Source organism: Mycolicibacterium arabiense, assembly GCF_010731815.2.
In the GTDB taxonomy this organism is placed as follows: domain Bacteria; phylum Actinomycetota; class Actinomycetes; order Mycobacteriales; family Mycobacteriaceae; genus Mycobacterium; species Mycobacterium arabiense.
Map to the genome: position 1 here is coordinate 3162366 of NZ_AP022593.1, position 12005 is coordinate 3174370.

Here is a 12005-nt window from a genome sequence, read left to right on the forward strand (position 1 = left end):
GTCGGCCGACGTAGGCTCTGCTCGTGACCACCACACACCGAATCGCAGTGATTCCTGGTGACGGCATCGGCAAAGAGGTGGTACCCGAGGGCATTCGCGTCCTGGAGACCGCGGCGGCCGCCTTCGAATTCGCCCTGGACTACGAGCGGTTCGACTACGCCAGCGCGGAGTTCTACAGCACGACCGGCGCGATGCTTCCGCCGGACTGGTTCGACGAACTGAGCCGCTTCGACGCCATCTTCTTCGGCGCCGTCGGCTGGCCCGAGGTGGTCCCGGACCACATCTCGCTGTGGGGCAGCCTGCTGCAGTTCCGGCGGCACTTCGATCAGTACGTCAACCTCAGGCCCGTCAAGCTGATGCCCGGCGTGCGGAGTCCGCTCGCAGGCCGTCAGCCCGGCGACGTCGACTTCTACGTCGTGCGCGAGAACACCGAGGGCGAGTACTCCAGCGTCGGCGGCAAGATGTTCGAGGGCACCGACCGAGAAGTCGTCATGCAGGAGACGGTGATGACCCGGGTCGGCGTCGACCGAATCCTGAAGTACGCCTTCGACCTCGCCGCGCGCCGGCCGAAGCGGCACCTTACCTCGGCGACGAAGAGCAACGGCATCTCGATCTCGATGCCCTACTGGGACGAGCGCGTCGAGGCCATGAGCGCCAACTACGCCGACGTCGCGGTGGACAAGTTCCACATCGACATCCTCACCGCGAACTTCGTGCTGCATCCCGACTGGTTCGACGTCGTGGTCGCCAGCAATCTGTTCGGCGACATCCTCTCCGACCTCGGTCCCGCGTGCACCGGCACCATCGGCATCGCCCCCAGCGGGAACATCAACCCGGAACGACGCTTCCCCAGCCTCTTCGAGCCGGTGCACGGGTCGGCTCCCGACATCGCCGGCCAAGGCAAGGCCAACCCGATCGGCCAAATCTGGTGCGGCTCCATGATGTTGGAGCACCTCGGTGAGACCGCTGCCGCCGACGCCGTGATGACTGCCGTCGAAGACGTACTGGCACGCGGTGGGGACACGCTCACACCGGACATGGGTGGCACTGCGACGACCGCCGACCTCGGCGCGGCCGTGCAAGCCCAGCTCGAGGAGAACACCGCAGGACGTTGATCCGGTCCTGGCGGCGTGCGACCGCCCTCGACCTGTAGGCGGACCCCTAGGCGGTCACCAAGGTCTCTGCGGCGCCAGCCATGTGGTCGATGACGGCCGCAGCGGCCTTGTCGCTGTCGCCGGACTCGATGGCGTCGACGATGTCGTGGTGCCGTTTGGCGTTCATGTTCTTGATGGCTCGCTCGACGCCCGCGAACATGATCGACATCCGGATGCTGCCTTCCAGTGAGGTCCACTGGTGAAGCAGGGTGACGTTTCCGGTGAGTTGGCACATCGTCCGATGGAACCGGAGGTCGGCCTCGATGCGGTCTTCGAGGTTCGATGCCGCCCAGCGATCCATGTCGTCGACTGCGCTCCGCAGAGCCTTGACCGCCTCAACTCGATCGGGCTTCGCTGCCAGCTCGCGGGCGGCCAACGACTCGAGTGCCGCGCGCACGTGGAAGATGTCGCGGATCTCCTTGGTGTCGAGGTGTCGCACCGATAGCCGGCCCCGTGGGCCCGCTGAGATCAGCCCCTCTTGCTGCAGCTGGCGCATGGCCTCGCGCAGCGTGCCGCGGCTGATCTGCAACGCCTCGGACAGTTCCGTTTCCACGAGATGAGTGCTCGGCTTGATCTGCCCCGAGGTGATGGCCTTCCGCAGCGCGGTCAGCGCTTGCTCGCGCAGACTGGTCTTCTCCAGCCGCAGTAGCGAGGTCGGTTCCACCGACATGGGGCGCTCCTCGAATGTCAACACTTGTCTGTCGACACCAACCCTACAACCGGTCCAGCACGTCCGCGACGATGCGCGCCGTCGACAGTCCATAGCGTTCGTGCAGCGTGGGCAATGCGCCCGCGGCGAGGAATTCATCAGGCAGGCCGATCGGCGTGATCTGCTTGGCCAGACCCCGCCGCACAGCGACCGAGGCAACGGTTTCGAACAACCCTCCGACCACCGTGTGGTTCTCGAGCGTCACTACCAGCCGGTCGGTGTCCACCTGCGCCAACACGGTTTCCGAATCGAAGGGCTTGATGGTCGGCGTATGGATGACGGCGACGTCGACGTTGTGCGCACTCAACTTCTCGGCCGCCTGCAGTGCCCGCATCGTCATCAAACCCGACGAGATCAACACCACGTCGGCACCGCCGCGGAGGACTTTGGCCTTCCCGAGTTCGAAGCGGTAGTCGTACTCGTCGAGCACCGTGGGCACGTTGCCCCGCAGTAGCCGAAGATAGGTCGGGCCGGGATGCTCGGCAAGCTGCGGCACCGCCTGTTCGATGTCGACCGAATCGCATGGGTCGACGATCGTCAGGTTCGGCATGCCGCGGAAGATCGCAATGTCCTCCGTAGCTTGATGCGATGGGCCATAACCCGTCGTCAGCCCGGGGAGGCCACCAACCACGTTCACGTTGAGGTTGGGCTCGGCGATGTCGAGGCAGATGAAGTCGTACGCGCGTCGCGCTGCGAACACCGAGTAGGTGGATGCAAAGGGAATGAGACCGGTTTCGGCCATGCCGGCGGCGGCGCCGAAGAGCAACTGCTCGGCCATGCCCATCTGAAAGAACCGGTCAGGAAACTCTCGGGCGAAGACGTGCATGTCGGTGTACTTGCCGAGATCAGCGGTCAACCCGACGATGCGTTCGTCGGCCTGAGCGGCCTTGACCAGCGCGTGCCCGAAGGGCGCGGGCGACGTCTTCTGTCCGGGGTCGGCGAACGATGCGATCATCGCCGAGGTCTTTAGGGGGGCAACGGATGTCATACGAGTGCTCCTTCGTGGCCGGCGGTGAGCTGATCGCGGCAGACCTGCCACTCGTCGGCGTCGATGCGCATGAAGTGCGCCTTTTCGCGGTTTTCCAGCATGGGGACACCGCGCCCTACCCGGGTGTCACACAGAATGACCGACGGCACGCCGACGGGCTCGGTCGTCACGTTGTCGAACGCTCGAAGCAATGCATCGACGTCGTTACCGTCGACGCGCTGCGCGTGCCATCCGCAGGCGGTCCACTTGTCGGTTACCGGTTCGGTGCGCAGCACGCCCACGGTGGGGCCGTCAGCCTGCAAGGCGTTGATGTCGACCATCGCGATCAGATTGCCCAGCCGATGATGTGAGGCTCCCATGGCGGCCTCCCACGTCGACCCCTCGTCGAGTTCGCCATCCGACAGGAAGTTGATGACCCGTGCACTCGACCCTTGGTGCCGCAATCCCAGAGCCATTCCGACCGCGACGGTCAGACCATGGCCCAGCGATCCCCCGGAGATCTCCATTCCCGGTGTGTAGCTGGCCATTCCAGACATCGGTAGCCGTGATCCGTCTGATCCGTAGCTGTCGAGGTCGGCCACGTCGACGATGCCCGCCTCAGCCAACGCGGCGTAGAGGGCGATGGCGTAATGGCCCGTCGAGAGGAGGAATCGGTCGCGTTGGGCCCAGTGCGGATCGTCGGCGCGGTAGCGCAGCTGATCGGCGTAGACGGCGGCCAGCATGTCGGCGGCACCTAGGGCCTGCCCGATGTAGCCCTGGCCCTGCGCCTCGCCCATGTTCAGTGCGTGGTGGCGCATGCGGTAGGCAGCGTCGGTGACCTTTTGATTGCGGTTCATGCTGCTACCCCGTGGTTCGAAGGTGCTGCGGCGCTGGCCTCGTCGGCGAGTTGACGCTCCCGCGGGCCCCAGGTTTCACGGGTGAGGATCGCCGCGATCAAGCCGATGGCCATGTAACCGCTGAACAACAGCGCCGGGCCCCACCAGCCGTAGGCCTCGTACAGCAGCGTGGTGATGAAGGGAGTGAACCCCGATGCGATGGCCGAGATCTGGTAGGCCAGCGACGCACCCGAGGAACGGGTGTTGGCGTTGAACAGTTCTGGGAACCAGCCGCCCTGGGAGCCGGCCAGCGCGTTCTGGAACACCCCGTAGGCGATGACGAACGACGCGATGATGAGGATGAACACCCCGGTGTTCACCGTGACGAACATGAGGACGCCCCACGGGATGCCCAGTGCACACACCCACAGGTACAGCGGGCGTCGTCCGATCCGGTCCGTGAGTTTCGCCCAGGCGAAGGTGGCGAAGATGCCGACCGCCGATGCGATGCACAGCGCGCCGATGGTTTGAGATCTGGTCGCTAGTTCCGCGTTCTTCAGATAGGACAGCATGTACGTGATGGACACCGCGTACCCGGCCGTTTCGGCGATGCGAAGGCCGATGCCGCGCAGGATGTTTCGCCAGTCCGTCTTGACCACCTCGACGATCGGCGACTTGACGATGTCGCCTTGCTCCTTGACGTCCTCGAAGACCGGAGACTCGGGCACCTTGGCCCGGATGATCAAACCGACGATGACCAGTACGGCGCTTGCGAGGAACGGCACCCGCCACGCCCAGTCGCCGCCTAGGTGGATGCTGAAGAAGAAGACCAGGTTGGCGATGAGCAGTCCGACGGGGAAGCCGGCCTGCACGATGCCCGTGTAGCGGCCCTTCTTCTTCCATGGCGCGTGCTCATAGCTCATCAGGATCGCCCCACCCCACTCGGCGCCGAAGGCCAAGCCCTGGATGATGCGCACCGTTACCAGGAGGATCGGCGCAAGCACACCGACCGTCTCGTAGGTCGGTAGCAGTCCGATCGCGAACGTGGCCAGACCCATGAGGATCAGCGATGCAACCAGAACCGGCTTGCGACCGACCTTGTCGCCGAGGTGGCCGCCGATGATGCCACCCAAGGGCCGAGCAACGAACCCGACGCCGAGCGTCGCGAATGCCAGCAGCGTGCCGGTCACCGGACTCGAGTTGGGAAAGAAGGCGGTCCCGAAGTAGAGCGCGGCGGCCGTGCCGAACCCGATGAAGTCGTACGTCTCGATGACGGCTCCGACACCGGAGCCGATTGCTACCCGCTTGGCGTCCTTGGTGCCGTGCACCGGACCCCGCATCGTCAGAGCGTCGTCGCTCATGATGGTCATCCTCTCAATGCCGTTCTGGCTGGACGGTGCCGGTCACTGTTGACGATCAACACCGGCTCGGTTCGAGTGTGACCCTGCGCACATGCATTGTCAACAGTCGACAGACATTGACTGTCAACAGTCGACTCACTATTGTGGTCACCATCACGCCCCACGCAGGAGATGAGCAGATGCCGACATACGACAGCCGTCTGGGCTGCTCGACCATCAGCTTCAGGCATCAGCCCCTGCCCGAGGCTCTAGCGACAATCGCCGGCCTCGGCTTCTCCGAAATCGACCTGGGCGCCCTTCCCGGGGTGTGCGACCACGTGCCCTACGACCTCGACACGGCCGCCGTCGAGGACGTTGCACACACGGTTGCCGCTTCCGGCCTGCTAGTTCGCTCCATCAACGGCGACATCGGCGACCTCAACGTCCCGTTGTCCCAGGGGCCCCGCGCCCACCGCCAGCGGCATCTCGACATGCTCGTCGAACTCGCCGTTGCCACTGACGCTCGCGCACTCGTCTTGCCATGCGGGGCGATCGACCACACGCCCACCGAGACCCTCGAGATCGACGTCGCACGGGTCGCCGACGAATTGACGTCGGCCGCAGACGTCGCGGCGTCGCAAGACGTGCGACTGTGGACCGAGTCCCTTCACCTGCACCGGCTGTGCTGGAACCTCGAACGCGCCCAGCTGCTGACCGATCGCCTACCCGAGCAGGTTGGCATCGTCATGGACTTCAGCCACGTCGTCGCCTCGGGCGGCGACCCGGTCGAGTTCGTCGCGAGGTTCGGTCCCCGTATCGAGCACGTGCACATCCGCGATGCGTCGCCGGGCAACATCAACCTCTCCGTCGGGCGCGGCACCGTCGACTTCGTGGGGGGCTTGAAGGCGCTGGCCGACAGCAGATTCGTCGGTCACTTCTCACTCGAACTCGAGACCCGCGACGTCACCCACGACCAGCGACCTGCGGCCACTGCCGCTGCAGGACAACTGATTTCGGCGCTGATCTAGCCCACCCAGATCTTCAACCAGAATACAAGGAGAGCCATGAGCACCGCCCGCACTGCCGTCATCACCGGCGCGACCTCTGAGCGCGGCATCGGCATGACCGTCGCCCAACGCTATGCCCGCGAGGGCTGGGCCGTCGTCATCCTCGATCTCGACGGCGAGAAGTCAGCGAAGGTCGCCGCCGACATCGGCAACCAGTTCGCGGTGCCGGCGTTCGGCCACGCCATCGACGTCACCTCCGAGGCCTCCGTCACAGCCGCACATGATTCCGTCGCCGCGGAGGTCGCCTCCGGGAACCTGCCGCCCGTGGGCGCGCTGGCCAACATCGCCGGCATCACCTCACCGGTGCCCTTCCTCGAAACCACGCTGGAACTCTGGAACAAGGTAATGGCGGTCAACGCCACCGGTACCTACCTGGTCACCAAGGCCTTCCTTCCGGACATGATCGAGCACGGATTCGGACGCATCGTCAACATGTCGTCGGTGTCCGCGCAGCGCGGCGGCGGCGTGTTCGGCAAGGTCCCCTATTCGTCGGCCAAGGCCGCCATCCTCGGGTTCACCAAGGCCCTTGCGCGCGAGATCGCCGACACGGGCGTCACGGTCAACGCCGTCACCCCCGGAGCGGTCGACACCAACATCCGCGTCGGTGCCACGGACGAGTCCGAGGCCGCGCTGGCTGCAGGCATCCCGATCGGTCGCGTCGCCACGACGGAGGAGATCGCTGCCGTCATCACGTTCCTGTCTAGCCAGGACGCCAGCTATCTCACCGGGACCACCGTCGACATCAATGGCGGCAGCCACATTCACTAGGCGGTTCGACGGAGTCGATTAAGCGCTGCTAATGCCCGCGCAGAATCATTAGCTGTACTGCAGCATGGCCGAGACCTAGCGTCGTGTCAGTGTCAAAGTGAGGTCGCCGCGTATCGCGGTGGTTGGATCCTGATCACCTGGTGTCTGGCTCGTAGCGTCGGTGCCGCCTTCGGGTTGGCGTGCATGCGTTTTGTCGGCATCAGGTGAGAAGGACCGGCCGGCGTGACTTGATAGGAGCGTGGCATCGCCCCCACTGAGATGTGTCCGCCGACCGGCCCAACCGTCACCTCACAGTGAATGGAGGCAACCACCATGGTTGTTGTTGGAGCCGATGTCCACAAGCGCACACACACCTTCGTCGCCGTCGACGAGGTGGGGCGCAGACTCGGTGAGAAGGTCGTCGAGGCGACGACGGTAGGTCACCGCCAGGCGGTCCGGTGGGCTCGCGCTCAGTTCGGTGTCGAGCTGGTGTGGGCGATCGAGGATTGCCGGCATTTGTCGGCCCGCTTGGAGCGCGACCTGTTGGCTGCTGATCAGAAGGTGGTCCGCGTGCCGCCGAAGCTGATGGCGTTGACGCGCAAGTCTGCGCGCACCCGGGGCAAGTCCGATCCGATCGATGCGCTGGCCGTCGCACGGGCCTATCTGCGGGAGCCTGATTTACCGGTCGCCTCGCACGACGAGGTATCGCGGGAATTGAAGCTGCTCATCGACCGTCGCGAAGACCTTGTCGGGCAACGGACCTCGACGATCAATCGGCTCCTGTGGCGGGTTCACGAACTCGACCTATCTCGTTCGCCCAAGCCGGGGTCGCTGGATCTGGCCAAGCATCGCCGGCTGCTCGGCGACTGGCTGGCCGATCAACCTGGACTGGTCGCGGAGTTGGCTCGCGATGAACTCGCCGACATCACCCGCCTCACCGACACCATCAACGCGTTGGCCACACGGATCGGTGAACGCGTCCGCGCCATGGCACCGGTCTTGTTGCCCCTACCCGGCTGTGGCGAACTGACCGCGGCCAAGATCATCGGCGAAACCGCCGGCGTCGCCCGGTTCAAGAGCGAGGCAGCCTTCGCCCGCCACAGCGGCGTGGCACCCATCCCGGTGTGGTCGGGCAACACCGCCGGACGGGTCCGAATGACCCGCTCTGGCAACCGCCAGCTCAACGCCGCACTGCACCGCATCGCAATTACTCAAATCCGCCTCGACGGACTCGGTCGAACCTACTACCACCATCGCCGCGCAGAGGGCGACTCGAGCGCCGAGGCCCTGCGTTGCCTCAAACGCCGCTTAGCCCGCGTGGTCTTCAACCACCTCCATACCGACCAGAAAACCCGACCAAAGCCACGCCAACTCGCAGCGGCTTGACATAGGAGAAACGCATGTCCTCGCCCCTGCTCGTCGGATTCCTTTCGTCGCTGGCCTTGATCGCCGCGATCGGTGCGCAGAACGCGTTCGTGCTCCGGCAGGGCATCCGCGGCGAGCACGTCGTCCCGGTCATCGCGCTGTGCACCGTCGCCGACATGGCGCTGATCACCGCCGGCATCGCAGGGGTGGGAACGCTCATCGCCGCACATCCCGGTGCCATCGACGTCGCCAAGTACGGCGGCGCGGCATTCCTGATCGGTTACGGGGCGCTCGCGGCACGGCGTGCCATGCGGCCGCAGGCGTTGAACCCGGCGAACGACGCACCCGTGCGCCTCGGCGCCGCGCTACTGACGGCCGCCGCGCTGACGTTCCTCAACCCACACGTCTACCTCGACACCGTCGTCCTGCTCGGCGCGCTGGCCAACGAGCAGGAGGGCGGGCGTTGGTTGTTCGGCATCGGGGCGGTCACCGCGAGCGCGGTCTGGTTCGTCACCCTCGGGCTCGGTGCCCGCCGACTCGCCGGATTGTTCGCCAATGCCCGCACCTGGCGCATCCTGGACTGCGTGATCGCGATCACGATGATCGCACTGGGTGTCTCGCTGGCGCTCAACTGAGCGTCAGTGCCGGCGCCTGGCCTTGCGGTCGGTGAAACGGCGAATCCCACCCGACGCCGACAGCAGGGCACGGGACGCCTTCGTCGTCTGGCCGCCGTTGCGGCGCTGCAGGTAGGTCCCCACCTTGCCGAGCAGAAAGGCGATCACGGGTAGGAGCAGGGCGGTGAGCAGGAAGCGCCGGACCGGCGCACTCAACAGTGCAAGCATGCGTCAGCCATACCCCGGCAATGCCGACGCGAACCGCGGTCGACGTGTTAGCCACCGCCGCACCCGGGTATGCCACCCATGCGGTCGTGCACGACGGCACGGGCAGCGCGAGGTTCCTGAGCACCCACGGAGCCGGTCGCGCGGGTAGCCGGCCACGACCCGCTCACCAGCAATGAAGGCAATGAGGAGGACTGATGAAGTTCACAGCCATCACCACCACGCTCGGCGGTTTCGCGGCCGCAGCGATGATCGCCGCGCCGATCGCCTCGGCGGCCCCGGACCCGTGCGCCGCCGACAGCATCGCGGGCACGGTCAGCAACGTCACCGGTGACGCGCAGGCCTACCTGGCCTCGCACCCGGGAGCCAATCAGGCGGTCACCGCGGCGAAGAGTCAGCCGCGTCCGGAAGCGGAGGCCAACCTGCGCGGCTACTTCACCGCCAACCCGTCCGAGTACTACGAGTTGCGCGGCATCCTGCAGCCGATCGGCGACACCCAGCAGCGTTGCAACGTGACCGTGCTGCCGCCGGAACTGGCCTCGGCGTACGACACCTTCATGGCCGGCTAATACCCCGCCCGAGAGCCGTCCCGACCTACCCGTCGGGGCGGCTTTCGCCGTCTGCGACCCGCCCGTCGAATTGTGCTCGCGCTGAGCGCAACCGGTGCTCCCGCCGCGAGCCATCGGTAGCGTCCGCCAGCGTGAACGAGGATTGGCTGGCCGTGATCGTCGGCCTGGCACTGCTGGCACTGGTCTTGGCCGGCGCCATACCGGGCAGCGTGATCCCGTGACCGAACAGGCCAGAGCCGACGTCACGCCCGACGAGTCGGCACCGGCCCGCCCGGTGCTGGGGTACGCCGTGGCGGGCGTCCTCGTCGTCCTCGTACTCGGCGCCGCGACTCGCTTCCTGGAGACCCAGGTTCCGCAGTCGGCGTCCGGCACGTCCTTCGCCAAGGTCGCCAAGTCGATCGAGTTCCCCGTCTACGCAATCGCCCTCGGCCTGCTCGGCAACGCCATCTTGACCAAACTCGCCGTGCGCGACGCACTCTCGTCGGGTTTCCGCACCGAATTCTTCATCAAGACCGGCCTGGTCCTGCTCGGTGCATCGATCAACCTCGAGATCCTGGTCACCGCCGCGGGACCGGCGATCATCCAGGCACTACTGCTCATCTCGATCGTCTTCGGCTTCACCTGGTGGCTGGGCGGGCGGCTCGGGCTCGAGGACAAACTGCGCGCGCTGCTCGCGTCCGCCGTCTCCATCTGCGGCGTCAGTGCCGCCATTGCGGCCGCGGGCGCCGTGCAGGCCAAGAAGGAGCAGCTCGCGTACGCGGCGTCGCTGGTGATCGTGTTCGCCCTGCCCTCGATCTTCCTGCTCCCCTGGCTCGCCGAGACGTGGGGACTGCCGCCCGCGGTATCGGGCGCCTGGATCGGCGGCAACATCGACACCACCGCGGCCGTCGCAGCGGCCGGAGCGCTCGCCGGGGAGGACGCACTCCAGATCGCGACCATCGTCAAGACCACGCAGAACGCACTGATCGGCTTCGTCGCGATCGCCCTGACCGCCTACTTCGCCCTGAAGGTGGAGCGCCGCGACCCCGCCGCGGCCCGGCCGGGGGTCAGGCAGTTCTGGGAGCGCTTCCCGAAGTTCGTGCTCGGCTTCATCGCCGCATCGATCATCGGCACGCTCTACCTGCAGTGGGGTGGCGACAAGAGCGCGATCACCACCGTCAACGACCTGCGCACGTGGTTCCTGATCTTCGCGTTCGTCTCGATCGGCCTCGAGTTCAGCCTCAGGGGTCTGCGCGAGGCCGGATGGCGGCCGGTGGCGGTATTCGCCTCGGCGACGGTGGTCAACATCGTCGTGGCACTCGGACTCGCCGCGATCCTGTTCGCCAACTTCGACCTCGGTTAGCCACTACGCTCGGCCGCGTGCCCCAGACCTGGTCGCGCAGGAGTTTCCTCGCGATGTCCGCAGGCGCCGCCGCGTTGCTCGCCACCGGGTGCGGCTCCGACGAGCCGGGCGCCGTCGCCGAGGACGGATCGGTCACCGTCACCCACGTCTTCGGCGAGACCCGAATCCCCGGACCGCCCCAGCGCGTCGTCAGCGCCGGGCTCACCGAACAGGACGACCTGCTTGCCCTCGGCGTGGTGCCGATCGCGGTGACGGAGTGGTTCGGCGGCGAGCCCTTCGCCACCTGGCCGTGGTCACGCCCCCGGCTCGGCCCGGCCCAACCCGTGGTGCTGAACCTCGCCGACGGCATACAGGTCGACCAGATCGCCGCCCTGAAGCCAGATCTCATCATCGCGATCAATGCGGGCCTCGACGCCGACACCTACGCCAGGTTGTCGGGCATCGCACCGACGATCGCACAGTCCGGAGCACCGTTCTTCGAGCCGTGGCGGGACCAGGCCAACGCGATCGGGCAATCCGTCTTCAAGGCTCCCGACATGAGCGGCCTGATCAGCGGACTCGAGGGGCGGTTCACCCAGGCAGGCAAGGACAACCCCTCGCTGGCCGACAAGAAGGTCTACGTCGTCGGGGGCACGTTCTCGAAGGACCGCGCCGTCGTCACCCCGGCAGGACCCCGGACCGACTACCTCACCCAGATGGGACTCGTCGTCCCCGACGGCGTCGCCGAGTACGTCGTCGGCGGCAGTGCGCTGATTCCCCGCGACCGCATGGTGTCGGTTCTCGACGAGGCCGACGTCCTGATCTGGACCACGGAGAACGACGCCGAGACGGCAGCACTGCTGGCCGACCCGACCTTCGCCGAACTCGAGGCCACGCGCACCAACCGCAACGTGCTGACCGACCGGGAGCTGGCAGGCGCCATCGCCTTCGGGACCGTCCCGTCCTACGGCCTGGTCGCCGACCGGCTGCCACCGATGCTCGCCAAGGTGCTCGGCTGACGGTCCGCCTGGCAGGATGACCGGGTGACGAACCAACTCGAGCAGGCGCACAGGCCCGGATTCGCCCAGGTC

Annotated in this window: 13 protein-coding genes; 8 read left to right on the forward strand and 5 right to left on the reverse strand. The window is 66.4% G+C overall.

The window, feature by feature from the left end; translation table 11 throughout:
• The first annotated feature begins 23 nt into the window (after positions 1–23).
• Positions 24–1115 carry a tartrate dehydrogenase gene (locus G6N61_RS16935; protein ID WP_163919561.1) on the forward strand — a complete coding sequence of 364 codons (1092 nt, stop codon included), beginning with the start codon at positions 24–26 and terminating at the stop codon, positions 1113–1115.
• 46 nt (positions 1116–1161) lie between these two features.
• Here G6N61_RS16935 and G6N61_RS16940 read toward each other — a convergent pair whose 3' ends face one another.
• Genes G6N61_RS16940 through G6N61_RS16955 form a run of 4 tightly spaced genes read right to left on the reverse strand, consistent with a single transcriptional unit; the run spans position 1162 to position 5027 of the window.
• On the reverse strand, positions 1162–1824 hold the full coding sequence (locus tag G6N61_RS16940) for a GntR family transcriptional regulator (protein WP_163919562.1): 663 nt from the start codon (positions 1822–1824) through the stop codon (positions 1162–1164).
• A gap of 43 nt (positions 1825–1867) precedes the next feature.
• On the reverse strand, positions 1868–2851 hold the full coding sequence (locus tag G6N61_RS16945) for a transketolase family protein (RefSeq protein ID WP_163919563.1): 984 nt from the start codon (positions 2849–2851) through the stop codon (positions 1868–1870).
• Positions 2848–3687, reverse strand: a complete 840-nt coding sequence (locus tag G6N61_RS16950) for a transketolase (protein ID WP_163919564.1) — start codon at positions 3685–3687, stop codon at positions 2848–2850. The genes G6N61_RS16945 and G6N61_RS16950 overlap by 4 nt, the downstream gene beginning before the upstream one ends.
• Entirely contained in the window at positions 3684–5027 is a 1344-nt protein-coding gene (locus G6N61_RS16955; protein ID WP_163919565.1) for an MFS transporter, read from the reverse strand. The genes G6N61_RS16950 and G6N61_RS16955 overlap by 4 nt, the downstream gene beginning before the upstream one ends.
• 179 nt (positions 5028–5206) lie before the next feature.
• Between G6N61_RS16955 and G6N61_RS16960 the strand changes: the two genes are divergently transcribed.
• From G6N61_RS16960 to G6N61_RS16975, 4 genes are all read left to right on the forward strand, one after another.
• Positions 5207–6034, forward strand: a complete 828-nt coding sequence (locus tag G6N61_RS16960; protein ID WP_163919566.1) for a sugar phosphate isomerase/epimerase family protein — start codon at positions 5207–5209, stop codon at positions 6032–6034.
• Positions 6035–6070: 36 nt separating this feature from the next.
• Positions 6071–6841, forward strand: coding sequence for an SDR family NAD(P)-dependent oxidoreductase (locus G6N61_RS16965; RefSeq protein WP_163919567.1), 771 nt, complete (start codon positions 6071–6073; stop codon positions 6839–6841).
• Positions 6842–7138: 297 nt separating this feature from the next.
• Positions 7139–8206 (forward strand): IS110 family RNA-guided transposase, encoded by a 1068-nt coding sequence (locus tag G6N61_RS16970; protein WP_456152512.1) that lies wholly within the window; start codon positions 7139–7141, stop codon positions 8204–8206.
• A 14-nt stretch (positions 8207–8220) separates the two neighbouring features.
• Positions 8221–8820 (forward strand): LysE/ArgO family amino acid transporter, encoded by a 600-nt coding sequence (locus tag G6N61_RS16975; protein ID WP_163919569.1) that lies wholly within the window; start codon positions 8221–8223, stop codon positions 8818–8820.
• Between the two features lie 3 nt (positions 8821–8823).
• Here the strand turns inward: G6N61_RS16975 and G6N61_RS16980 are convergent, their stop codons facing one another.
• Positions 8824–9027, reverse strand: a complete 204-nt coding sequence (locus tag G6N61_RS16980; RefSeq protein WP_163919570.1) for a hypothetical protein — start codon at positions 9025–9027, stop codon at positions 8824–8826.
• 194 nt (positions 9028–9221) lie between these two features.
• On the opposite strand from G6N61_RS16980, the gene G6N61_RS16985 reads away from it, so the two are divergent.
• The 3 genes from G6N61_RS16985 (at position 9222) to G6N61_RS16995 (ending at position 11933) form a co-directional block, all read left to right on the forward strand.
• Complete coding sequence (locus G6N61_RS16985) at positions 9222–9593, forward strand: heme-binding protein (protein WP_163919571.1); 372 nt, start codon at positions 9222–9224, stop codon at positions 9591–9593.
• A gap of 217 nt (positions 9594–9810) precedes the next feature.
• Positions 9811–10935: a YeiH family protein gene (locus G6N61_RS16990; RefSeq protein WP_163919572.1), complete on the forward strand. Its 1125-nt coding sequence runs from the start codon at positions 9811–9813 to the stop codon at positions 10933–10935.
• Positions 10936–10952: 17 nt separating this feature from the next.
• Positions 10953–11933 carry an ABC transporter substrate-binding protein gene (locus G6N61_RS16995; RefSeq protein ID WP_163919573.1) on the forward strand — a complete coding sequence of 327 codons (981 nt, stop codon included), beginning with the start codon at positions 10953–10955 and terminating at the stop codon, positions 11931–11933.
• Positions 11934–12005 lie beyond the last annotated feature (72 nt).